Origin of the sequence: Rhizobium sp. NZLR8 (assembly GCF_019685025.1) — a bacterium.
Lineage (GTDB): Bacteria > Pseudomonadota > Alphaproteobacteria > Rhizobiales > Rhizobiaceae > Rhizobium.
In genome coordinates this window covers 278,369-301,091 of record NZ_JABDVY010000003.1, presented here as the reverse complement: position 1 = coordinate 301,091, position 22,723 = coordinate 278,369, and the positions used below count along the sequence as shown (strand labels likewise).

The following is a 22,723-nucleotide window of genomic DNA, read 5'->3' as shown; positions in this document are numbered from 1 at the left end:
CGAAATCAGGATTTCAGTTCCTTCCAGGCCAAATCCAGCGCCAGGCTGGTAATTCTTGCCATCTCGTCCACCTCCGCATGGCTGATGACAAGCGGTGGCGAGGCCAGCATGCGGTCGCCCGTGGCGCGCAGCACGAGGCCGTTCGCCAGCGCATGGTTGCGCACCAGCGCACCGACCTGATCGGGCTTGTCATAACGCGTGCGCGTGCTCTTGTCGGCAGTCAGCTGCAGGGCGCCCATCAGGCCGATGCTGACGGCCTCGCCGACCAGATCATGCTCGGCAAGGGCCGCCCAGGCCTTGCCAAAATAGGGGCCGATATCGTCGCGCACCCGTTCGACCAATTTCTCCTCCTCGATGATGCGCAGGTTTTCGAGGGCGGCGGCAGCGCAGACGGGATGGCCGGAATAGGTGAAGCCGTGATTGAACTCGCCGACCTCGTTGATCAGCACGTCGGCGATGCGGTCACTGACGAGCACGCCGCCGATCGGCAGGTAGCCGGAGGACAGTCCCTTGGCGATCGGCGCCAGATCGGGCTCGACGCCGAAATGCTGATAGCCGAACCAGGCGCCCAGCCGGCCGAAACCGCAGATCACCTCATCGGTCACCAACAGGATATTACGCGCCTTGCAGATCCTGTCGATCTCCGGCCAGTAGGTCTCGGGCGGGATGATGACGCCGGCAGCCCCCTGCACCGGTTCGGCGACGAAGGCTGCGACATTTTCCTCGCCCAACTCGTCGATCTTCGCTTCGAGTTCGCGGGCGACCTTGAGACCGAATTCATCAGGCGAGAGATCGCCGCCCTCGCCGTACCAATAGGGCTGGCCGATATGAACGATGCCCGGGATCGGCAGGTCGCCCTGCTCGTGCATGTATTTCATACCGCCGAGGCTGGCGCCGGCGACGGTCGAACCGTGATAGCCGTTCTTCCTTGCTATAACGATTTTCTTCGACGGCTTGCCGACGGCGCTCCAATAGACGCGGGCCATGCGGAACCAGGTGTCGTTCGCCTCCGAGCCGGAGCCGGTGAAGAAGATATGGTTGAAACGCGCCCCCGCGTGGGCGGTGACCTTCTGGGCAAGCAGCGTCGCCGGCGTCGAACTCGTGCCGAAGAAGGTATTGTAATAGGGCAGCTCGTTCATCTGTCTTGCAACGGCGTCAGTGATCTCGCGGCGGCCATAGCCGATATTGACGCACCAGAGGCCGGCGAAGCCATCGAGATATTTCCTGCCGTGATTGTCGAAGATATGAACGCCCTCGCCGCGCTGGATGATGCGCGTGCCTTCGGCATTCAGCTTCTTCATGTCGGCGAAGGGATGCAGGTGATGCGCGGCGTCGATCGCCGCAAGGTTCGAGGGTGGGTAGGTATCGGGCATAATGGGAAGACCCTCGCGGATTGAAAGGCTGTTATCGATGGGATAGGAGCTTGGCCTTGTCCCGGAGGATTTTCAAGGTCATGGCGAGCGACAGGGTGGACGGCAAGGCCGAGGGCGGCGATCCTCGTTTTGAGATCCTGATCGTCGGCATGAACGGCGATCTGCGCGGCAAGCAGCTTCCGCCCGGCGCCGAAGACAAGATCTGGGCCGGCGACATCCGCCTGCCGACCTCGACGCAATCGCTCGACATCTGGGGCGACGACAATGACGACATTACCGGCCTGTCGCTGACGATCGGTGATCCGGACGGCAAGCTCGTCCCCGACCGGCGGAGCCTCGCGCCGATGCCCTGGGCGCCCGAGGGCTCGATGCAGGTGCTTGCCACCATGCACGAATTCGACGGCATCCCGAGCTTCATGGATCCGCGCGCCATCCTCGCCTCGGTGCTCGATCGTTATCGTGCACGCGGCCTGACACCCGTGGTGGCGACCGAGCTGGAATTCTACGTGATGTCAGGGGACTGGCGCGAGGCCGGCCGCCCCTCCCCGCCCGAAAGCCTCACCTATCGCGGCGAACCGAACGGCTTCCAGCTTTACGACATGAGCGCCGTCGATGCACTCGACGTCTATCTCGGGACGCTGAGGGCCTATGCGAAGGCGCAGGGGCTGCCGGCGGATGCGACGACGGCGGAATTCGGCCCTGGTCAGTTCGAGGTCAACCTGCTGCACCGCCCCGATGCGCTGGCCGCGGCGGACGATTGCCTCTACCTCAAGCGCATCGCCGAGCAGGCGGCGCGCCGCCACGGACTGAAATCGACCTGCATGGCCAAGCCTTATTCCGACCATGCCGGCTCCGGCCTGCATGTGCATGCGAGCATCATCGATGTGCAAGGCCGCAACATTCTCGATGCCAAGGGCGGCGAACCGAAACTGCTGAAATCGGTGACAGCAGGCCTGCTCGACACCATGCGCGCGGCGCAGCTGATCTTCGCCCCGTTCGCCAACTCCTATCGCCGCTTCCAGCCGGGCTCGTTTGCACCTGTCGATCTGACCTGGGGCAGCGGCCATCGCGGCACGGCGATCCGCATACCCGACAAGGATGGGCCGGCCGCCCGCATCGAGCACCGCGTCGCCGGCGCCGACGCCAATCCCTATCTGCTGCTCGCCGCGATCCTTGGCGGCATGCTTATCGGTCTCGACGGCGAACTCGACCCCGGCGAGGAGACGTCGCCGTCGCACACACCGGCGAATACCGCGCGGCTGACGCATGATTTCCTGAGTGCCGTCGAAGCCTTCCGTGCCTCGCCCTTCATCGCCGATATCTTCGGCGCACGTTATCAGGCGCTCTACGGCGACACCAAGCGCAAGGAAGCGCTTGCGCATCTGCGCACCGTCTCGGATTTCGACTATCGCACTTATCTGCCGCGGCTCTGAAATTCAGCAGAAGACCTACACAGCCGGCTCGCGGCGCTCGGCCGCATCCACCTGCGCGGCGAGACCCTGCTTGACGAGAACCTTCAACTCGCCTGGATGCAGTCGGATCGAGACGTCGCGTTCGAGCGGCAGCAACTCGCCGTCCATGACACAATTGGCCTTGTAACGCAGTTTCGGGAAATGCAGTTGCACCTCCGCCGGATGCATCACCATGACATCGGCATTCTCGCGGACCTTGCCGCGCAGCATGTCGATGGCGAGACGGGCGACACCGACCGGTTTCAGCGGATTTGCCGTATAGAAGCCGAGCTCGCCGCTTCTCAGATTGTCGGCGTAAAGCAGCGCATTCTCACCGAAGGGATTGTTGGAGACGGAGATTGCCGACACCCTGCGGCGCTCGCGCATGCCGGCCGCCTCGAACTCGACTTCGAATTCCGGCGGGTTGAAGATGACGCCCAAGGCCGCCTTTGTGCTCGCCCGTATCTTGCCCAGCCGCGAACGATAGCTGTAGGCGTTGCGGTAGCGCACCATTCGGGCATGCAGGCCGGCGGAAAACTGGTGGATGAAGGGCCGGCCGTTGGCGCTGGCGATATCGACATTGTCGATCTCGCCAGAGGCAAGCACATCGAGCGCCTGCCAGATATCGAGCGGCACACGCAGCGAGCGGGCAAACAGGTTCATGGTGCCGGCCGGCACGACGCCGAGCGCAATGCCGTTTTTCCAGGCGATCGATGCCGCCGCCGAAATCGTGCCGTCGCCGCCGCCGGCGACGATCCCGTCGATGTCGTCGCGCTTGGCCGCCCGCTCCATGGCGGGAATGATCTCCTTTCCGGAGAAGACGATGGCGTCGAAATCGTGCCCAGCTTCGCGGAAAGCCGCCTCCGCCCTCTTTTCGTAGGCCAGCATGTCGGTGGTCCTGAAGGTACCGCCGTCGCGATTGAAAAAGCCTACAAGCTTCATGAGGGCTCCCGTCTCTGGCGCGGAAATAATCCTGCCTTGCCCATCAGATGGTTTCGGGATCGGCGATTTCAAGCGCCAGTACCTTTCCCGGGAGACGACAGAAATGCAAAAATTGCAACGGACATATGCACATAGCAGGACGCTGCACTGCAAAAAACGCACTCGACGCCGGCCGGGTCGTCACGGATAGATGGAAGGATCGGAGACAGGTCTCCACCTCCCGCCATTTTGAACGATCGGCCCGCGGCCGTGCCAGCGCCAAGGCCATCGCCAATCAGAAAACCGCATCGAGGAGCTCTCGTGAGTGAGATCACCGTCAATGATTCCATCGATAGCCAGGATGAAGGGCTGCCCTCGGCAACGACAGTAGCGCTGGTCCAGCTGGCGCTCGCCTGCGGCGGCTTCGGCATCGGCACCGGCGAATTCGCGATTATGGGCCTATTGCCCAATGTCGCCAAGACCTTCTCGGTCACGCCCCCGCAAGCCGGCTACGTCATCAGCGCCTATGCACTCGGCGTCGTCATCGGCGCGCCCGTCATCGCCGTGCTCGCCGCGAAGATGGCGCGCCGTACGCTGCTGCTGACACTGATGCTGATCTTTGCCGCCGGCAATATCTTCAGCGCCATGGCGCCGACCTTCGAAACCTTCACGTTGCTGCGCTTCGTCAGCGGCCTGCCGCATGGCGCCTATTTCGGCGTCGCAGCCCTTGTCGCCGCCTCGATGGTGCCTGTGCACCGCCGCGCACGTGCCGTCGGCCGCGTCATGCTCGGCCTAACCGTCGCAACACTTCTCGGCACGCCCTTGACGACGTTCTTCGGCCAGTCGCTCGACTGGCAGATCGCATTTTTCTCGGTCGGCGTGCTCGGCCTGCTGACGGTGGCGCTGATCTGGTTCTACGTTCCCAAGGACAGGGTTTCCGAGGAGGCAAGCTTCCTGCGCGAACTCGGGGCTTTCCGCCGGCCGCAGGTGTGGCTGACGCTCGGCATCGCCGCTGTCGGTTACGGCGGTATGTTTGCGATGTTCAGCTATATCGCCTCGACGACAACCGAGGTGGCGATGCTGCCGGAAACAGCGGTTCCGATCATGCTGGTGCTCTTCGGCGTCGGCATGAATGCCGGCAATTTCATCGGTTCATGGCTCGCCGACAAATCGCTGCTCGGTACGATCGGCGGCTCGCTCGTCTATAAAATCGTCGTGCTGACCACCTTCTCGCTGACCGCCGCCAATCCCTATATGCTCGGCCTCTCCGTCTTCCTCGTCGGCTGCGGTTTTGCCGCCGGCCCGGCGCTGCAGACACGGCTGATGGATGTCGCCGCCGATGCGCAGACGCTTGCCGCCGCTTCCAACCATTCCGCCTTCAACATCGCCAATGCGATCGGCGCCTGGCTCGGCGGTCTCGTCATCGCCTGGGGCTACGGTTTTGCGGCAACCGGTTATGTCGGCGCAGCACTGTCCTTCCTCGGCCTCTTCGTCTTTGCGGCCTCAGCACGGCTGGAGCGTCGCAGCCGGAGCACGCAGGCCGCGTAGAGCGTCTCCGCCCACAATGCGCGGGTGTGCGACATTCTGGCGTTAAGCTTTTACCCCGCTTGACTTTTTTCGCGTTCGGGACCACCTAGAATCTCACGTGGACGGCACTCGTCTTCCGCGGATTTTAACGGAGCCATCTTAACGATGCCAAGCGACAGTAGCAGTCGATTGCCCTTGCCGTACGCGGCCCTCGTGCGCTGACCGACTCCTGTCGGCTCGCCCGGTCGGGACGCTACGGCGGATCGACGGAAAGGCGAGCCTCAAATGAATATCAATCGCTTCCCTCTTCGGGCAGGCCATGCCGCCCGTGCCTTCATCAACAACAGCCGCGGCGCAACGATCGCCGAACACGTCGAATCGTTGAACGCGCTGACCGTCCAGGACGCCGGCCGCGTGCTGACCGGCATGCCGCTCGACTATGCCGTCAACATCCTCGACCGGCCGGAGCTTCGCAACGCTGCACAGATCCTGGCGCTGATCAGCGCCGAGGACGCTGCACGCCTGCTGCATGGCATGTCCAACGACCGTGTCGCCGACGTGCTGCTCGAACTCGACGGCGAGACCCGCGCCCGGCTGTTTGCCAGCCTCGACGAGCCGGTGCGCATCGCGATCCAGCACCTGATGGGCTACCCGCCGCGCACGGCCGGCGGCATCATGACGACGGAATTCGTCAGCGTGCCGGTGAACTGGACCATCGCCCAGACACTCGACCATGTGCGCCAGGTCGAACGCTCGCGCGAGACCGTCTACGCCATCTATGTGCTCGACGAGATCAGCCATGCGCTCATGCATGTGGTGACGCTGCGCCGCCTCATCACCGGCGAGCCGGATGCTTCCATCCTCTCGGTGGCGCAGAAGGGTGCGCCGGTTTCGGCCGATCCGCTGATGAAGCAGGAGGATGTCGCCCGGTTGATCCGCAAGCATGACCTGCTCGCCCTGCCGGTCACCGACGAACATGGGCAGATGCTCGGCATCGTCACCGTCGACGACGTGATCGACACGATGATATCAGACACGACGGAAGCGGCCCAGAGGTTCGGCGGCATGGAGGCGCTCGGCCAGCCCTACATGAAGATCGGCTTCGCCGGCATGATCCGCAAGCGCGCCGGCTGGCTCGCCGCCCTCTTCCTCGGCGAGATGCTGACGGCAAGCGCCATGCAGCATTTCGAAGGCGAGCTGGAAAAGGCCGTGGTGCTGACGCTGTTCATCCCGCTGATCATGAGCTCGGGCGGCAATTCCGGTTCGCAGGCGACCTCGCTGATCATTCGGGCGCTGGCGCTCGGCGAGCTGAAGCTTTCGGACTGGTGGAAGGTGCTGCTGCGCGAACTGCCGACCGGCATCGTGCTCGGCGCGATCCTCGGCCTCGTCGGCTTCATTCGCATCGTCTTCTGGCAGTCGGCCGGCCTCTACGACTACGGCCCGCACTGGCAGATGGTCGCCATCACGGTGTTTGCCGCCCTGATCGGGATCGTCACCTTCGGCTCGATCTGCGGTTCGATGCTGCCCTTCTTGCTGCAGAAGCTCCGGCTCGATCCGGCCAGCGCTTCGGCCCCCTTCGTCGCCACGCTGGTCGACGTCACCGGGCTCGTCATCTACTTCTCGGTGGCCCTGCTCATCCTCAGCGGGACGCTGCTGTAGCACCCGCAAATGGCAGCAAGCCCCGAGGGGATTTATTTTCCCTCGGGCAGCTTCAACGGCCCATGCGTCTTCATGCTGCGGATGGCGAAGTTGGAGCGGATGTCGCTGACATTCGGCAGGGTCAACAGCGTTTCCGTCAGAAGCCGTTCGTAGGCGGCGAGATCCTCGACCACCACTTCGGCGAGGAAATCGGCCGTGCCCGAAATCAGGAAACAGGAGACGATCTCGGGGATGGCGAGCAGCGCCTTCTGCTGCGCCTCGGAATTCTCACGGCTGTGATGGGCGACCTTGAATTCGACGAAGACGGTCAGGCCGAGGCCGACCTCCTTACGGTCGATATCGGCCGTGTAGCCGCGGATGATACCGGAGCGTTCGAGATTGCGGATGCGGCGCAGGCAGGGCGACGGCGAAAGGTTCACCTTCTCGGCGATCTCGACATTGGTTGCCCGTGCATCCTCCTGCAGGCACTTCAGGATGGCGATATCGAATTTATCGAGATTTGGCATTTTCGCGATCCCTGTTGGCGTCGATTGGCAGAATATTGCGCATAATATGATTTTTGAGCCAGAGATAGCAAGGACATGCCCTGCCCTCTGGGACTAATCTTTTCCTCAACCGGAAAGGCTCCGGATGAAGGAAGGGACAGGACGATGACCACCATTGCATTTACGAACGACAAATCGCCTTCGCAGGCACTGGGTTATGCCGGCGGCACCGTTACCGTACTGATCTGGGCGACATGGTTTCTCGTCACCCGCCACAGCGCCGCAACGCCGCTCGGCTCGGTCGACATCGGGCTGATCCGCTTCGGCATTCCGGCGCTGGTGCTTTCGCCGGTCTGGCTGAAGACCGGACTGTTGCCGAAGTCCCTGCCGCTGCACCTGGTGGCGATCATGGTGTCCGGGTCCGGCGCCGTTTTCTTCCTGCTCACCACGCTGGCAATCCATTCGACGCCGGCTGCGTCTTCAGGCATCCTGCTCGGCGGCTCGATGCCGCTCGCGGCGGCGCTGATCGGCATCGTGCTGTTTGGCGAAAGACCTGATACCACCCGCATCGCCGGGCTGGTCGCAATCGTCGCCGGCGTGCTGATCCTGCTCACCCACAGCCTTGCAGACGCCTCGCTTCCATGGACGAGCTTCGTGCTGCTACCGGCCGGCGCCGTATTGTGGGCGAGCTATACGCATGCCTTCCGCCGCTCCGGCCTGACGGCCGTGCAGGCAAGCGCGCTGATCGCCGTCTGGTCCTTCCTGATCATGGGCGCGCTGGCCCTCATCTTCGGCATCTCGCTGCAGCAGGCACCGCTTCCGGAAATCGGCCTGCAGGTGCTGAGCCAGGGCATTCTTTCCGGCCTCGTCGCCATGGTCGCCTACGGCACCGCCGTCACAACGCTCGGCGGAACGCAGGCCGCCGCCTTCACGGCGCTGACGCCTGTGCTGGCAACGCTTGGCGGCGGCTTGCTGCTTGGCGAACCGATCGGCCTGACGGAAATCAGCGCCGCCGTGATCACCGGCATGGGCGTTGCGCTTTCCACGGGGATCGCCGCCCAGCGCCGCTGACCGCCACCGGACCAACGAACGTCGAAAGCCGCCGACAGCCATCGCTGCGGCGGCTTTTTCAATCAACGTGATTTTGCTCGCTCAAGCCTGGATGACGACGACCCTGGCGCCGACTTCGACCCGGCTATAGAGGTCGATCACGTCGTGGTTCATCATGCGAATACAGCCGCTCGACATGGCGAGCCCGATCGATTGCGGCTGATTGGTGCCGTGAATGCGGAAATGCGTGTCGCCGCCGCCGCGATAGAGATACATCGCTCGTGCGCCGAGCGGGTTGTTCGGACCGCCCGGCATGCCGCCGGCGAGCTTGCGATAACGCTCTTCGCGGCGCTGCATGTTTTCCGTCGGCGTCCAGCTCGGCCACTCGGCCTTGCGGCCGATATAGGCGTTGCCGGCAAATGCCAGCCCCTCGCGACCGACGCCAACGCCGTACCGCACCGCCCTGCCGCCGCCGAGGACATAATAGGCACGGCGCGTCGGGGTGTCGACCACCACGGTGCCGGCGTCATGGGTGGTTTCGTAGGCCACTTCCTGACGGCGGAGTTCCGGCTTGATCTTGTCGATCGGCACCTGCCTCAACGGGAATTTTTCATCCGGAAGTGCGGCGTAATTGGTCTGGCTGTTCAGGCCGGTCGAAGAGCAGCCGGCGACAAAAAGCGGCAGAGCGATCAGGAAACCCCGGCGGGAGATCGTCATGAATGTGTCCTTAGTGCGTCAACAAGATGTCGCACGCTAAGGAAATTATGGTTAACGAACGGCTAACGGCCGCCCGCCGCAGGCGATACGAAGGCGTCAGCACGTAAAATTGTCGGCGGCGTGGATAATCCGCCTCACATGTTCGGATAGACCGGCCCCTCGCCGCCCTGCGGCGGCACCCAGTTGATGTTCTGGTTGGGATCCTTGATGTCGCAGGTCTTGCAGTGCACGCAGTTCTGGGCGTTGATGACGAAGGTCTCCTCTCCGTCCTTCTCGACCCATTCATAAACCCCGGCCGGACAGTAACGCGTCGACGGGCCGGCATAGATGTCGTGCTCCGAACGTTTCTGCAGGCCCATGTCCTTGACCTGAAGATGCACCGGCTGGTCTTCCTCGTGATTGGTGTTCGACAGGAACACCGAGGACAGCCGGTCGAAGGTCAAGACGCCATCCGGTTTCGGATAGGCAATCGGCTTGTGGTTTGCGGCCGGCTCGAGCGACTGCGCATCGGTCTTGCCATGCTTCAGCGTGCCGAAGAACGAGAAGCCGAACAGCGTATTGGTCCACATGTCGAGACCGCCGAGCGCCACGCCGAGCGCCGTGCCGAACTTCGACCACAGCGGCTTGACGTTGCGCACCCGCTTGAGATCCTTGCCGATGTCGCCCTTGCGCCATTCGTTTTCGATCTCGACCACCTCGTCATGGCTGCGGCCGGCTGTAATCGCCGCCGCCACCTTCTCGGCCGCCAGCATGCCCGACAGAACCGCGTTATGGCTGCCCTTGATGCGCGGCACGTTGACGAGACCAGCCGAACAGCCGATCAGCGCCCCGCCGGGGAAGGAGAGCTTCGGCACCGACTGATAACCGCCCTCGGTGATGGCACGCGCGCCATAGGAGAGCCGCTTGCCGCCCTCGAAGGTTCCGCGGATCGCCGGATGGGTCTTGAAGCGCTGGAATTCCTCGAACGGATAGAGATAGGGGTTCTTGTAGTTGAGATGGACGACGAAGCCGACGGCGACCAGATTGTCTTCGAGGTGATAGAGGAAGGAACCGCCGCCGGTCTTCATCCCGAGCGGCCAGCCGAAGGAGTGCTGCACCAGGCCGGGCTTATGGTTCTCCGGCTTGACCTGCCAGAGTTCCTTGATGCCAATGCCGAACTTTTGCGGTTCGCGACCTTTTTGCAGATCGAACTTGGCGATCAGCTGCTTGGCGAGCGAGCCGCGTACACCTTCGCCGATCAGCACGTATTTGCCGAGCAGTTCCATGCCGCGCGTATAATTCGGGCCGGGCTCACCGTTCTTCTCGATCCCCATGTCGCCGGTGGCGACGCCGATGACCGCGCCCTCGTCATTATAGAGCACTTCGGTTGCGGCAAAGCCCGGATAAATCTCGACGCCGAGTTCTTCGGCCTTACCGGCCAGCCAGCGACAGACGAGCCCGAGCGAGACGATGTAGTTGCCGTGATTGTTCATCAGCGGCGGCATCAGCACATTCGGCAGGCGGATCGAGCCGGCCGGGCCGAGCAGCAGGAAATGGTCGGCGGTGACCTCGGTCTTGAAGGGATGCTCACTCTCTTCGCGCCAGCCGGGCAGCAGCCGGTCGATGCCGATCGGATCGACGACGGCGCCGGAGAGGATGTGGGCGCCGACTTCCGAGCCCTTCTCCAGCACGACGACCGAAAGCTCCGGATTGACCTGCTTCAGCCGGATCGCCGCAGAAAGACCAGCCGGACCGGCGCCGACGATCACCACGTCGAATTCCATGCTCTCGCGTTCGGGCAGCTCAGTCGTCTCGGTCATTCACTCGTCTCCGCTTGGCGGCACGCGGCCGTCATCCCGTCATAGGCACTTTCTTGTCAAAACGAGAAAGCATTGTCGAGCCGGGATACGACAGCCAATCTTCAATTCGCACAATGATATGCCCTGGACGCCAGAATTATATGCGGTTTACGTGAACGTCAATTATCAAACGACGCCGAACCGACCACACGCCCTTCCCTTTTCCGGCGCATGCGCCTTATACATCGCTCAAAGATATTGGAGGGAACGATCATGGATCTCGGCATCGAAGGCAAACGGGCGCTCGTCCTCGCCTCCTCGCGTGGCCTCGGCCTCGGCATCGCCGCAGCACTGGCGCGCGAAGGCACAAATGTGCTGCTCTGCGGGCGCAGCGGCGAGCAGCTGGACGCCAACTGCAAGGCAATCAATGCCGAAGGCAAAGGCCGGGCCGACTGGATCTGGGCCGACCTCGGGGATGAACGCTTCGTCGAGACGACGACGGCGGCGGTGAACGAAAAATTCGGCGGGCTCGATATCCTCGTCAACAATACCGGCGGGCCGAAGCCCGGTACGACCGAGGACATGACGGGTGAAAAGCTCGAGACCTATTTTATCTCCATGGTCGCCCGCGTGATCACGCTGACCAATGCGCTGCTGCCCGGAATGAAGGCGCAGGGCTGGGGCCGCATCCTGACGGTCGCCTCCTCAGGGGTGATCGAACCGATCGCCAATCTGGCTTTGTCGAATACGCTGCGCCCCGCACTTGCCGGCTGGAGCAAGACGCTTGCCTCCGAAGTGGGCGGCTTCGGCGTTACCACCAACCTGCTCTTGCCGGGCAGCATCCTGACCGGGAGGCTCGACGAGCTCGACGGGGCGGCGGCAAAGCGGACGGGCAAGAGCCTCGAAGATATCCGTACCGACAAGGAAGCGCGCATTCCGGTCGGCCGCTATGGCAGGGTGGAGGAATTTGCCGCAACGGCTGCCTTCCTTTGCAGCCAGCCGGCAAGCTACATCACCGGCTCGCTGATCCGCTGCGACGGCGGCGCGGCGCGATCAGTCTAGCAGTTTCGCTTCAGCCGACGTGGACAGCCCCCGCCCACGTCGCAGCACTTCGGATCATCTGTTCGAGGTAGGCCGGATCGTCGGCAAATTCGGCGAGCTCGGAAAGACGATGGAAGCCCGTCAGGATTGCAATGCGCCGCCGGTCGAGCCGGCGTCCGGTCAGCATTTCATAGGCCGATACGATGCGAGTGGTGAGATCGGGCGAGATGAAGTTCGAGTAGATGAATTCCTGGTGCAACGGACCGAAGCCCGAATCGGCAAAATCGTAGATGCCGTTGAGCCTCCCTTGCGCATGGTCGAAGGCCATGTTCCAGCCATGACCGTCGAAGAAGCCGTAGATGTTGCCGTGGGGATCAGGCGGCAGGGTTTCGAAATCGGAAATAATGGCCTGCGCAAAACTCCGGAGGTCGAGCGGCAGCAGCGGCAAGGCCTTGGTTCGCACCACCTCCGACGATTGCCAGGGCTGGATCGGCCCGGCGCCGGCCGACCGCATGCGATCGGCATCGAGCACGTGCAGCTCGGCGTAAAAACGCGCAAGATCATCGGCGAGGCGCCGACGATAACTCTCGCCAAGCGCATCGTAATCCTCGGCGATGAGATGTTCGCCCTCGAGCTTGGCATGGCTGGAGAAGATCGGCGGCCCGTCGTGAATGCACATGTCTGGAACCGCCATCGACAGCGACGGCCTGATGATGTCGAGCAGGGCGGCTTCCTTGACGAGCGCTCTTTCCGCGCCGGAATGGCGGGGAAATTTAAAGATCAGCGTGTCGTCGACGTCGACGGCAAGCGAGTCCCAACCCTGCGCCGCCAGCTTGAAGACGGAGGCCGTGAGTTCGGGAAACACGCTTATGATGAGAGAGCGAAATTCGCTGGCGCTAAACTCGGTCATGACGACCTGCCTTCTCTGGTTTTTCCGCGTTTTTCCCGCGCTATCGACGGCTTGCGGGTTGATATCGTCTTCTCGCGAAGGGTCTCCCGCCGCAGCCGTCAAACGGCAATCGGGCACGCTCGGCCTATATTAGTATAGTTTGAATATTACGGAATATTCATTACAAAAATTTAAGCCGTTATAACCACTTAGTGATTGCGACCCGGGAATTATGTCTTTTTTGCGCCGCAATATAAGCGGCTCAATCGGAGCATAAAATTCGCAACCCCGTTCAACACCCGGTCTGTCGCCCATGAAGAAATTTTGGATCACTGTCAGCGTTATCGCAGTTGCCGCCGTCGGCGTCTGGCAATTCGGGAATCTGATCCCTTATGCCTCTCGCATTCCCACCCTCTCGCAGTTCATCAAGCAGCCGGCCGGCAGCAATGGCGGTGGGCAGCAAGCACGGGGCGATCAGGCGCAGGCCGACCAAGGGCAGGCCGATCAAACGCAGAACGGTGGTCAACATCAGGGCGGCGGGCGCAGACGCGGCGGCGGCGGCCCGACGGTCGTCAAGACCGTCGCAGCGGTGAAAACCACGCTGCCGACCGATGTGACGGCGACCGGCTGGGCCGATGCCGATGACAACACGACCATTGCCGCACAGGAACAGGGCCTGATCGTCAGCATCGATGCGCAGGATGGGGCGACCGTCAAAACCGGCGACCTGATCGCCAAGCTGGACGGGCGGACGGCCAAGGCAGCGGTCGACAAGGACAATGCGATGATCGTGCGCGACACCGCCACCCTTTCGGAGGCCGCGACCGCATTGACGCGCGCGCGAGATCTCTTCGACCAGAAGGCGGGCACCCAGCAGAGCCTCGACCAGGCGGTCGCCGCCCGTGATACCGCCGCAGCCACTGTTGACGCCGACAAGGCATCGCTTGTCTCCGATCAGGTCATCCTCGAGCACACCGACATTCGCGCGCCCTTCGATGGTCGGCTCGGCGATATCGCCGTCAGCAAAGGCGCTTTTCTCAGTGCCGGCGCGGCAATCGTCACCATCGCCAAATACGACCCGATCTATATAAAATTCCACCTGCAGGAGCGCTACCTGCGCACGTTGAAAAGCGCTCTGGCAGCCGGTCCGGTCGCGGTCAGCACGGTTCCCAAATCCACCAAGGGACAGGTCCGAAAGGGCGAGATCAGCTTCTACGACAACACGGTCGACACGGCCTCGGGCACGATCCTCGCCAAGGCGAAATTCGAGAATGCCTCCGGTGCGCTCTGGCCCGGCCAGTCGGTCAACATCGTGGTGCATTTCAACAATGACGAACAGCAGGTGGTGGTGCCGACGGTTGCCGTCAGCCCCGGCCCTGAGGGTTTCTTCGCCTTCGTCGCCAAGGACGGCAAATCGCATCTGACGCCGGTCACCGTCGCCCGCGCAAATGGCGGCTTCACCGCCATCGGCGCGGGTCTTTCGGCAGGCGACCACGTTGTCGTCGAGGGTCAGGGCCAGCTCAGCGATCAGCAGGCGATCAACGAGCAGTTCGACGAAAAGGCGCTTGATGTCGCCTCCGCCGACGAGCCTCGGCAGCAGCAGTCCGAGACGATCTCGGTGGGAGCTCAGCAATGATCCCCAATTTCTGTATCCAGCGGCCCGTCGCGACGACGCTGCTTGCCATCGGCGTCATTCTGGCTGGCCTTGCCGGTTACCAACTCGTTCCGGTCGCGGCACTTCCACAGGTCGATTTCCCGACAATCAACGTTTCGGCGCAGTTGAGCGGCGCCTCGCCGCAGACGATGGCAACCTCGGTTGCCACGCCGCTGATCAAGCAGTTCGAGACCATTCCCGGGGTCAGCGAAATCAGCGCCTCGAGTTCGCTCGGCAGCAGCAGCATCGTGCTGCAGTTCGATCTCAATCGCAATATCGACGCCGCCGCAGCCGACGTGCAGGCGGCGATCTCGCATGCAACCCGGCAGTTGCCCGACAACTTGACGACACCGCCGAGCTACCGCAAGACCAATCCGGCCGATGCGCCGGTGATGCTGCTTTCGGTGCAGAGCAACACCATGCCGCGCAGCAAGCTCGACGAGATCGCCGAGGACATCATCTCGCCGTCGCTTTCCACACTCCCCGGCGTTGCTCAGGTCAGCGTCTACGGTGCGCAGACCTACGCCGTGCGCGTCGAGGTCGATCCCAACAAGCTTTTGACCCGCGGCATCGGCATCGATACCGTCAACAAGGCGCTAGCTGCGGCCAACAGCCAGCAGCCGGTGGGAACGCTGCAGAACAACTCGCAGAGCATGACCATCACGGCAAACACGCAGCGCACCAACGCCGAACAATTCCGCTCGCTCGTCATTGCCAATCCGAATGGTGCGCCGATCCACCTCGGCGATATCGCCGATGTGCAGGACAGTGTCGAGAACCAGTATACCGGAAGCTGGTATGACGGCCAGCGCGGCATCATTCTCGCCATCCAGCGTCAGCCGGATGCCAACACGGTCGATGTCGTCGATGCGATCAACGCCAAGCTGCCGCAGCTTCACGCCGAAATCCCACCCTCGGTGAACACCGTCGTCATGAACGACGCGGCAAAACCCATTCGCGATGCCATTTCCGACGTGAAGTTCACGCTGCTCTTGACGATCGGCCTCGTCGTTCTCGTCATCTACCTTTTCACCGGCCATGCGACCGCAACGATCATTCCGGGACTTGCGGTTCCGCTGTCGCTGATCTCGACCTTCGGCATGATGTATGTGCTTGGCTACAGCATCGACAACATCTCGCTGCTCGGGCTGACGCTCGCGGTGGGGCTGGTGGTCGACGACGCGATCGTCATGCTCGAAAACATCCTGCGCCATGTCGAAGAAGGCATGCCGGTGCGGGAAGCGGCGATCAAGGGTGCCGGCGAAGTCAGCTACACCATCATTTCCATGTCGGTTTCGCTGATTGCTGTCTTCATCCCGATCCTGCTGATGGGCGGCGTCGTTGGCCGCGTGTTCAACGAATTCGGCATGGTCGTCGCCATCGCCATCATCTCGTCGGCCATCGTCTCGCTGACCGTGACCCCGATGCTCGGCTCGCGTCTGTCCAACAACCACAGCCGCCCACCGCTCATCATCCGCATCTTCGATGCCGGCTTCGAGCGGACGCTCAACGGCTACGACAGGGCGGTTGGCTGGTGCCTTCAGCATCGCCCCACAATCCTCGGGGTTTTCCTCGGCTCGGTGGCGCTGACGATCTACTTCTTCATGACGCTGCCGACGAGCTTCTTCCCGCAGGAAGATATCGGCCGCCTGACGATCAGCACGCAGGCCCGGCAGGACATTTCCTATTCGGCCATGGAAGCGCTGCAGCAGCAGGCGGCAGCCGCCGTCAAGGCGAACCCGGCGGTCAACCACGTGATGTCGACGATCGGCGGCAATCCGAACAAACCGCAGAACAACGGCTCGATGTTCGTCGAACTCAAGGACAAGAAGGCGCGTCCGCCGCTTGACCAGACGCTGCGCGAGCTGCGCACGGCGATCAACAAGATCCCCGGACTGCAGGCCTTCGTGACGCCGAACCAGAGCCTGCGCTTCGGCGGCCGCCAGACCGCAAGCCAGTATCAGCTGGTGGTGCAGGCGCTGAGTGCCGATCAGACCAACCTCTGGGCCGGCAAGATCCAGGCGGCGATGCGCAAGGACCGCCTGTTCACCGACGTGACTTCGGACGCCCAGAACAACGCCCTGCAGGCCAACATCGTCATCGATACCGAGCGGGCGGCCGCCTATGGGATTGACAACGACACGCTGCGCACGACGCTGCAGGAATCCTTCAGCGGCTATTCAGCTGCGGAAATCCAGTCGACCGGCGATAGCTACAATGTCATCGTCGAATACGACACCAGCAAACCCTGGGACGACCAGAAGCTGTCGGAAATTCGTGTCGCCTCCGCCAATGGCAGCCTGGTGCCGCTGTCGAACTTCGCCCATGTGCAACGCACCACCGGCCCGGTCACCATCAACCAGACGGGGCAGCTGGTCTCGACCACTGTTTCCTTCAACCTGCCGGAAGGCGTCTCGCTCAGCGATGCGACGACGGCGGTCGACCAGATCAAGAAGGACATCGCCACACCGGCGGACGTCTTCACCTCCTATGGCGGTACGGCGGAGATTTTCCAGCAGTCGCAGGGCAATACGCCCTATTTGATCCTGGCGGCGGTGCTGACCATCTATGTCGTGCTTGGCGTGCTCTATGAGAGCTTCATCCATCCGCTCACCATCCTCTCCGGCCTGCCGGCCGCGGCCTTCGGCGCGCTGCTGGCGCTGAAGATCATGGGCTTCGATCTGTCGATCATCGCGCTTATCGGCCTGTTGATGCTGATCGGCATCGTCAAGAAAAACGCGATCATGATGATCGACGTGGCGGTGGAGACCATGCGCACGACGGGCGAAAAGGCGACGGCGGCGATCCACGAGGCCTGCGTGCGACGCTTCCGGCCGATCATGATGACGACTTTTTGCGCCTTGCTCGGCGCCCTGCCGATCGCGCTCGGCACCGGCGCAAGCTCGGAACTGCGCCAGCCGCTCGGCATCGCCGTCGTCGGCGGCCTGATCGTCTCGCAGATGCTGACACTGTTCATCACCCCGGTCATCTTCGTCGAGATGGACCGCTTCGGAAACTTCCTCGGCCGCCTGATCGGCGGAAAGAAGGTTGCGGAGCCGGTGGTGCAGGAGGCGAGGGCAATGGCTGCCGAATGATGATGGCCCTCTGAATTCGGCATTTGCCAATCAACCCTTGCGGCGCACTTCTTCTTCCGACCGGGAGAAGAAGTGCGCCCGCGATCACATCAGCTTTCGATCCCCTTGAATGTGTCCCGCCCCTGTGGCATCACCCGCCCTCCTGAATCTGGGGCGTGCTTACGCCCGTCGCGGAGCGATGCTCCGTCTCCAATAACAATCGGCATGAAGAGGTGCGGGCATGGCTCAGGCGCTGGGTTTGGACTTTGGCACGACGAATACGGTTCTCGCCATGGCGGATGGCGGGGCAACGCGCTCGATGGCGTTCACGAACACGGAAGGCACGGCCGACAGCATGCGCACAGCACTTTCCTTCATGAAGGATGCGCAACTCGGCGCTTCAGCCCTGAAGGTGGAGGCGGGCCATGCGGCGATCCGCCAGTTCATCGACAATCCCGGCGAATGCCGCTTTCTGCAGTCGATCAAGACCTTTGCGGCAAGCGCGCTGTTCCAGGGCACGCTGATCTACGCCAAGCGGCATAATTTCGAGGATCTGATGGAGGTGTTCGTCAGGCGCCTGCGCAATTACGCCGGCGACCACTGGCCTTCGGATGTCAGCCGCATCGTCACCGGCCGGCCGGTGCATTTTGCCGGCGCCAGCCCCGATCCTGACCTCGCGACCCAACGCTACAACGAGGCGCTGTCGCGCTTCGGCTTTCCCGAAATCCACTACGTCTACGAGCCGGTCGCCGCCGCCTTCTACTTCGCGCAGAACCTGAAGCAGGATGCGACAGTGCTGGTTGCCGATTTCGGCGGCGGCACGACCGACTATTCGCTGATCCGCTTCGAGACGGCCGCCGGCAAGCTGACAGCAACGCCAATCGGCCATTCCGGCGTCGGCGTTGCCGGCGACCATTTCGACTACAGGATGATCGACAACATCGTTGCACCGCTGATCGGCAAGGGCAGCCATTTCAAAAGCTTCGACAAGATCCTTGAAGTCCCGTCCAACTACTATTCCAGCTTCGGCCGCTGGAACCAGCTGTCGATCTTCAAGACCACCCGCGAATTCGAGGATCTGAAGAAGCTGGTGCGCACCAGCCTGGAGCCGGAAAAGCTCGAAATCTTCATCGATCTCATCGACCATGACGAGGGCTACCCGCTCTATCAGGCGGTGTCGGCGACGAAGATGGCGCTGTCGGCCGCGGAGGAAGCACCTTTCGATTTCGCGCCGCTCGGCCGCGGCGGGCATCGCAGCATCCGACGCAGCGACTTCGAAGGCTGGATCGCCGAGGATCTCGCCCGCATCGAAGGCGCGCTCGATGACGTGCTCGACAAGACCAGGACAAAGCCCGGGGAGATCGACAAGGTGTTCCTGACCGGCGGCACCTCCTTCGTGCCGGCGGTGCGCCGCATCTTCACCGAGCGTTTCGAGCGCGACCGGATCGAAAGCGGTGGCGAGCTGTTGTCGATCGCCCACGGTCTGGCGCTGATCGGCGAACGCGAGGACATCGCGCAATGGACTGTGCAATAGATCAGGCAGGGGTGGGCAATCTGTCGCCTGCCCTTCCAATGCCACTGTCTCTCCGCTAAACCTGCCATATGATCTCCGCCAACGACCTTTCCCCTGCCGAGCTTGCAGCGCTTCTGCATTTCCATGCGGATGCCGGCGTGGAATGGCTGCTGGAGGAAGAGGCGATCGACCGCTTCGCCGAGTTCGAGGCGATGAAGGCGGCCCGACGCCCGGCGGCACAGGCGCAGCCACAAGCTCCCATCACTGGGGAAGGTCCTGTCGCTCGGGACGGCCGGACACCGCCGCGTCCGAATACAGCGTCACGCCCGGCCCCGGCCGAACGCGCCGCTTCCGGCCCGCAGCCGGCGATCCCGGACGGCGAAGCGGTGCAGCAGGCGCGTTTCGTCGCCGAGACGGCGCGATCCCTGAGCGAACTCAAGACCGCGATCGAAGCCTTTAACGGCTGCAACCTCAAGCACAGCGCCCGCTCGACCATCTTTGCCAGCGGTGATGCCGAAAGCGGTATCATGGTGATCGGCTCGGCGCCGGGCGCCGAAGACGATCGCGAAGGCGTGCCCTTCTCGGGAAAATCCGGCCAGCTGTTCGACAAGATGCTGGCTGCGATTGGGCTGACGCGCTCAAGCGTTCTGCTGACGCAGGTCATCCCCTGGCGGCCACCTGGCAATCGTGCGCCTTCGGCGGCGGAAATGGACATCTGCCGGCCCTTCATCGAACGGCAGATCGCCCTGGCCGAACCCAAGGTGATCCTGTTGCTCGGCAATTTTTCGGCCCGCTTCTTCTTCGGTGAAAACGACACGATCCACGGCTTGCGCGGCCGCTGGAAGGAGATTGCCGCTGCGGACTGTGTCATTCCTGCCATAGCCAGCCTGCATCCGCAGGATCTGTTGACCGCGCCGGTCAACAAGCGGCTGGCCTGGAATGACCTGCTCGCCTTTCAAGCGAAGCTTAAGTCCCTCTCTTTGCTTAGAAATTAGCCAAAGTTGAATATATTATGAATCGATCTATGCGCCTTACGCATGGCTGCATCCCGCCATGACGCATTGCGGAATCAATGCTGCACCGCAATATGAAGTGGTGTCTTGGGAGGAACCACAGGAACCAAGGCCATGAACAAACGATTTCGTCCTATCCATAGCGGGTTTGAAACCCTTCGCCTCGCCGGCGACCAAGTTCGTACCACTCACGGCTACAGCCGCTTCGGCTTTGCCGCGAATGAACAGATGATCGCCCGCGGCACCGACATCAACGGCCGCACAGCGCGCCCCGACGCGATTTTTTCGGACTTCCAGCAATATTGAGCGGCAGGCGCTTCGCCTGCCCTTTTGCGTTAAGAGTACTCAAAGATGACGATCCTGATATCGCTTCTGCGCAACATCGAAACCTTCGAGCATATCCGCGTCGCGGTCTCAGCCGCGCGGGAATATGAGCGCGAGCTATCGCTCAAGCCGGTCGACGCCGCCCCCTGCATTGGACCAAGTGTTGCGGCAATCGTTCTGTGATCAGACGGCAATTTCCTCGATCTGGGCTTTTGCCCATTCGAAGGCTTCGTCGACATAGGCGAACTTGACCGCCTGCCAGGCGCAGTATTGCTCGACGAAATCCCGCGATATCCAAATGTGCGCCTTGCGTGGTTCGTCATGCCAGCCGACGCAGCCGCGCTGCGCCGCCTTTGCCAAGAGCCGTTGGAGATGGGTGCGCGACATCATGAAATCGGCGGCGAGCGCACGGGTTTCGACGCGGCCGACGGAAAATCTATCCGGCTCGCTGCTTTCCATATCCATTCGAGCGATGAAGTTGTCGACGACGAGGCCACCAGCCTCCGTCCAGAGGAACAGCGCCACCTGTTCGGGCGGCTCGCGCCAGGCGGCATCTTCCAGGCAATGGCGGGCGATGCGCGGCTGAACCAGCCGCATCATTGATGGGTTTGACTGAAAAAACGCTGCCCTTCGACCGCCGTCAAGTAGATCGAGCGCGCCGAGATTGGAATGAATCCAGGCAAACATCGCCTGATGGCTGACGTCGGCCGGCTCGAAATGACGTGGCCGCCGCCGCTCGTCGCCGGGCGTGTGAACAATGAAGCGGTAGGTATAGAGTTCTTCGATAAAGGCGAGAACGGTGTTGCGGCTCGCCACCTTATGCGCGGTGATGCGTCCGGTCAGCCGAACGGCGGTGAAACCCGAGGTCGGGTCGCGCGGGTCATATTCCAGGTTGAGGGCATAGGCAGTCTGGGTCAGAAGCCAGCGCTGATGCGAAGCGAGCAATCGCGCCAGGCGCGGGCCGGCATCGAACATGCCGCGCATCTGCCCAGCCAAAAAGCGGATGCTCATCAGAAAGGAGCAGTTCCCCGCCAATTGCTCCGCCGTGAATGCCATTATGCTTTTCTCCACCTCCGCGCGCCGGCCAGCGTTCGGAGCAGCAATACCGGAAGCTTCCCCGGTATCAGCGGCCATTCAGACATGCACAGCTTCGAATAAATGATACTCTCTCATCTTCAACAAACATATTCCGTGCGGCAGCGATATCCCAAGAATTCACCATTCTTTTCGCTCTTAGCGAGCAATTTTCCCCAAGCGGCGATATTCGCCTTAAAAGCCTTCATATCATGCGGTTGCAAGCGTCAGGCTTGCGGCGTCGTGGCTCTGCGCGCCTCCCTCTGCTCGATGCCGAGCTGATGCTCACGATAGATGATGAAGATGCCGGCGGAGATGACGATGAGAGTGCCGATCAGCATGGTAAAGCTCGGCACGTCGCCGAAGACGAAATAAGCGACGATGATGCCGAGTAGGATCGAGGTATATTCAAACGGCGCGATGGTGGAGACATCGGCATGGCGGTAGCTTTCCGTCAGCAGGATCTGCGCGACGCCGCCGCAAAAACCGGCGGCGACGAGATAGAGTGCCGACGGCCATGGCAGGACGAGCCAGCCGAACGGCAGGGAGGCCAGCGAGAAGACCGATGCGATGAGCGAGAAATAGAGCACAATCGTCGCCGTCTTCTCCTCCTCGACGAGACGACGCACTTGGATCATCGCCATGCCGCCGAGAACGGCCGAAAATAGCACCGAGAGCGCGCCGACGGCCTGCTCGGCTTCCATGCCGCCGTCACGAAACAGCGTGAGTTTCGGCCAGGAGACGATGGCGACGCCGACGATGCCGACCAAGACGGCGCTCCAACGATAGATGCGCACGGTCTCGCCGAGAAAAACCGCGGCGAAGACGACGGCGACGAGCGGTAAGGCGTAGCCGAGCGCAATCGCTTCCGGCAGCGGCAGATGCAGCAGGCCGTAGAAACCGAAAGCCATCGACATGATGCCGATCGTGCCGCGCTTGAGGTGGCCGATCGGATTGGCGGTGTAGAAGGCCGCGCGCAGTTGCCCGATATAGGCGAGATAAGCCATGATCGGGAAAAGCGCGAAGAAGGACCTGCAGAAGGTGACCTGACCGGGTGGGATGTCTGAGCCCGCCAGCTTGATGAAAGTCTGCATGGCCAGGAAGACCACGACCGACGAGACCTTCAGCGCAATGCCTCTCATCGGGTTTTTGAGAACCGCGTGCATGATCCTGGCTCTTA

The 22,723-nt window shown here is 62.3% G+C and carries 19 protein-coding genes; 11 read left to right on the top strand and 8 right to left on the bottom strand.

Features of this window, described 5'->3' with window-relative positions:
• Nucleotides 1–5 precede the first annotated feature (5 nt).
• Complete coding sequence (locus HJB89_RS08925; RefSeq protein ID WP_221139806.1) at nt 6–1,373, bottom strand: aspartate aminotransferase family protein; 1,368 nt, start codon at nt 1,371–1,373, stop codon at nt 6–8.
• 80 nt (nt 1,374–1,453) lie between these two features.
• On the opposite strand from HJB89_RS08925, the gene HJB89_RS08920 reads away from it, so the two are divergent.
• The gene (locus HJB89_RS08920) at nt 1,454–2,806 is read left to right on the top strand and encodes a glutamine synthetase family protein (RefSeq protein ID WP_207584279.1); all 1,353 of its coding nucleotides are present in this window, start codon (nt 1,454–1,456) and stop codon (nt 2,804–2,806) included.
• A gap of 15 nt (nt 2,807–2,821) precedes the next feature.
• On the opposite strand, the gene HJB89_RS08915 is transcribed toward HJB89_RS08920, so the two are convergent.
• Entirely contained in the window at nt 2,822–3,766 is a 945-nt protein-coding gene (locus tag HJB89_RS08915; RefSeq protein WP_207583575.1) for a diacylglycerol kinase family protein, read from the bottom strand.
• Nucleotides 3,767–4,066: 300 nt separating this feature from the next.
• Between HJB89_RS08915 and HJB89_RS08910 the strand changes: the two genes are divergently transcribed.
• Nucleotides 4,067–5,293, top strand: coding sequence for an MFS transporter (locus HJB89_RS08910; protein WP_221149605.1), 1,227 nt, complete (start codon nt 4,067–4,069; stop codon nt 5,291–5,293).
• 264 nt (nt 5,294–5,557) lie between these two features.
• Entirely contained in the window at nt 5,558–6,931 is a 1,374-nt protein-coding gene (gene mgtE, locus HJB89_RS08905) for a magnesium transporter (protein WP_221115314.1), read from the top strand.
• A 32-nt stretch (nt 6,932–6,963) separates the two neighbouring features.
• Here mgtE and HJB89_RS08900 read toward each other — a convergent pair whose 3' ends face one another.
• Nucleotides 6,964–7,437: an Lrp/AsnC family transcriptional regulator gene (locus HJB89_RS08900; protein WP_207583572.1), complete on the bottom strand. Its 474-nt coding sequence runs from the start codon at nt 7,435–7,437 to the stop codon at nt 6,964–6,966.
• A gap of 144 nt (nt 7,438–7,581) precedes the next feature.
• On the opposite strand from HJB89_RS08900, the gene HJB89_RS08895 reads away from it, so the two are divergent.
• Nucleotides 7,582–8,487: a DMT family transporter gene (locus HJB89_RS08895; RefSeq protein ID WP_207583571.1), complete on the top strand. Its 906-nt coding sequence runs from the start codon at nt 7,582–7,584 to the stop codon at nt 8,485–8,487.
• Between the two features lie 81 nt (nt 8,488–8,568).
• On the opposite strand, the gene HJB89_RS08890 is transcribed toward HJB89_RS08895, so the two are convergent.
• Complete coding sequence (locus tag HJB89_RS08890; RefSeq protein WP_221115315.1) at nt 8,569–9,183, bottom strand: L,D-transpeptidase; 615 nt, start codon at nt 9,181–9,183, stop codon at nt 8,569–8,571.
• A 134-nt stretch (nt 9,184–9,317) separates the two neighbouring features.
• Complete coding sequence (locus HJB89_RS08885) at nt 9,318–10,982, bottom strand: electron transfer flavoprotein-ubiquinone oxidoreductase (RefSeq protein ID WP_221115316.1); 1,665 nt, start codon at nt 10,980–10,982, stop codon at nt 9,318–9,320.
• A 252-nt stretch (nt 10,983–11,234) separates the two neighbouring features.
• On the opposite strand from HJB89_RS08885, the gene HJB89_RS08880 reads away from it, so the two are divergent.
• Nucleotides 11,235–12,023, top strand: coding sequence for an SDR family oxidoreductase (locus HJB89_RS08880; protein ID WP_221149604.1), 789 nt, complete (start codon nt 11,235–11,237; stop codon nt 12,021–12,023).
• Between the two features lie 10 nt (nt 12,024–12,033).
• On the opposite strand, the gene HJB89_RS08875 is transcribed toward HJB89_RS08880, so the two are convergent.
• A complete protein-coding gene (locus HJB89_RS08875; protein ID WP_221149603.1) occupies nt 12,034–12,912 on the bottom strand; it encodes a phosphotransferase family protein in 879 nt (292 codons plus the stop codon).
• Nucleotides 12,913–13,204: 292 nt separating this feature from the next.
• On the opposite strand from HJB89_RS08875, the gene HJB89_RS08870 reads away from it, so the two are divergent.
• From HJB89_RS08870 to HJB89_RS08845, 6 genes are all read left to right on the top strand, one after another.
• Nucleotides 13,205–14,527: an efflux RND transporter periplasmic adaptor subunit gene (locus HJB89_RS08870; RefSeq protein ID WP_221149602.1), complete on the top strand. Its 1,323-nt coding sequence runs from the start codon at nt 13,205–13,207 to the stop codon at nt 14,525–14,527.
• Nucleotides 14,524–17,640: an efflux RND transporter permease subunit gene (locus HJB89_RS08865; protein ID WP_221139807.1), complete on the top strand. Its 3,117-nt coding sequence runs from the start codon at nt 14,524–14,526 to the stop codon at nt 17,638–17,640. The genes HJB89_RS08870 and HJB89_RS08865 overlap by 4 nt, the downstream gene beginning before the upstream one ends.
• Nucleotides 17,641–17,860: 220 nt before the next feature.
• The gene (locus HJB89_RS08860) at nt 17,861–19,153 is read left to right on the top strand and encodes an Hsp70 family protein (RefSeq protein WP_207583564.1); all 1,293 of its coding nucleotides are present in this window, start codon (nt 17,861–17,863) and stop codon (nt 19,151–19,153) included.
• Between the two features lie 68 nt (nt 19,154–19,221).
• Nucleotides 19,222–20,127 (top strand): uracil-DNA glycosylase family protein, encoded by a 906-nt coding sequence (locus HJB89_RS08855; protein WP_221115321.1) that lies wholly within the window; start codon nt 19,222–19,224, stop codon nt 20,125–20,127.
• 132 nt (nt 20,128–20,259) lie between these two features.
• Entirely contained in the window at nt 20,260–20,451 is a 192-nt protein-coding gene (locus HJB89_RS08850; protein WP_207583562.1) for a hypothetical protein, read from the top strand.
• Between the two features lie 45 nt (nt 20,452–20,496).
• Complete coding sequence (locus HJB89_RS08845) at nt 20,497–20,652, top strand: hypothetical protein (protein WP_207583561.1); 156 nt, start codon at nt 20,497–20,499, stop codon at nt 20,650–20,652.
• On the opposite strand, the gene HJB89_RS08840 is transcribed toward HJB89_RS08845, so the two are convergent.
• Both HJB89_RS08840 and HJB89_RS08835 read right to left on the bottom strand, forming a co-directional pair.
• Nucleotides 20,653–21,525: a hypothetical protein gene (locus tag HJB89_RS08840; protein ID WP_207583560.1), complete on the bottom strand. Its 873-nt coding sequence runs from the start codon at nt 21,523–21,525 to the stop codon at nt 20,653–20,655.
• Between the two features lie 245 nt (nt 21,526–21,770).
• The gene (locus HJB89_RS08835; RefSeq protein WP_207583559.1) at nt 21,771–22,709 is read right to left on the bottom strand and encodes a DMT family transporter; all 939 of its coding nucleotides are present in this window, start codon (nt 22,707–22,709) and stop codon (nt 21,771–21,773) included.
• Nucleotides 22,710–22,723: the final 14 nt, after the last annotated feature.

What these genes read in the sequence shown, in the direction of transcription:
- HJB89_RS08900 (WP_207583572.1), bottom strand. Translation starts at nt 7,437, where the DNA reads ATGCCAAATCTCGATAAATTCGATATCGCCATCCTGAAGTGCCTGCAG.
- HJB89_RS08875 (WP_221149603.1), bottom strand. Translation starts at nt 12,912, where the DNA reads ATGACCGAGTTTAGCGCCAGCGAATTTCGCTCTCTCATCATAAGCGTG.
- HJB89_RS08855 (WP_221115321.1), top strand. Translation starts at nt 19,222, where the DNA reads ATGATCTCCGCCAACGACCTTTCCCCTGCCGAGCTTGCAGCGCTTCTG.
- HJB89_RS08915 (WP_207583575.1), bottom strand. Translation starts at nt 3,766, where the DNA reads ATGAAGCTTGTAGGCTTTTTCAATCGCGACGGCGGTACCTTCAGGACC.
- HJB89_RS08840 (WP_207583560.1), bottom strand. Translation starts at nt 21,525, where the DNA reads ATGGCATTCACGGCGGAGCAATTGGCGGGGAACTGCTCCTTTCTGATG.
- HJB89_RS08885 (WP_221115316.1), bottom strand. Translation starts at nt 10,982, where the DNA reads ATGACCGAGACGACTGAGCTGCCCGAACGCGAGAGCATGGAATTCGAC.
- HJB89_RS08835 (WP_207583559.1), bottom strand. Translation starts at nt 22,709, where the DNA reads ATGCACGCGGTTCTCAAAAACCCGATGAGAGGCATTGCGCTGAAGGTC.
- HJB89_RS08880 (WP_221149604.1), top strand. Translation starts at nt 11,235, where the DNA reads ATGGATCTCGGCATCGAAGGCAAACGGGCGCTCGTCCTCGCCTCCTCG.
- HJB89_RS08895 (WP_207583571.1), top strand. Translation starts at nt 7,582, where the DNA reads ATGACCACCATTGCATTTACGAACGACAAATCGCCTTCGCAGGCACTG.
- mgtE (WP_221115314.1), top strand. Translation starts at nt 5,558, where the DNA reads ATGAATATCAATCGCTTCCCTCTTCGGGCAGGCCATGCCGCCCGTGCC.
- HJB89_RS08920 (WP_207584279.1), top strand. Translation starts at nt 1,454, where the DNA reads ATGGCGAGCGACAGGGTGGACGGCAAGGCCGAGGGCGGCGATCCTCGT.
- HJB89_RS08845 (WP_207583561.1), top strand. Translation starts at nt 20,497, where the DNA reads ATGACGATCCTGATATCGCTTCTGCGCAACATCGAAACCTTCGAGCAT.
- HJB89_RS08925 (WP_221139806.1), bottom strand. Translation starts at nt 1,373, where the DNA reads ATGCCCGATACCTACCCACCCTCGAACCTTGCGGCGATCGACGCCGCG.
- HJB89_RS08850 (WP_207583562.1), top strand. Translation starts at nt 20,260, where the DNA reads ATGAACAAACGATTTCGTCCTATCCATAGCGGGTTTGAAACCCTTCGC.
- HJB89_RS08865 (WP_221139807.1), top strand. Translation starts at nt 14,524, where the DNA reads ATGATCCCCAATTTCTGTATCCAGCGGCCCGTCGCGACGACGCTGCTT.
- HJB89_RS08860 (WP_207583564.1), top strand. Translation starts at nt 17,861, where the DNA reads ATGGCTCAGGCGCTGGGTTTGGACTTTGGCACGACGAATACGGTTCTC.
- HJB89_RS08890 (WP_221115315.1), bottom strand. Translation starts at nt 9,183, where the DNA reads ATGACGATCTCCCGCCGGGGTTTCCTGATCGCTCTGCCGCTTTTTGTC.
- HJB89_RS08870 (WP_221149602.1), top strand. Translation starts at nt 13,205, where the DNA reads ATGAAGAAATTTTGGATCACTGTCAGCGTTATCGCAGTTGCCGCCGTC.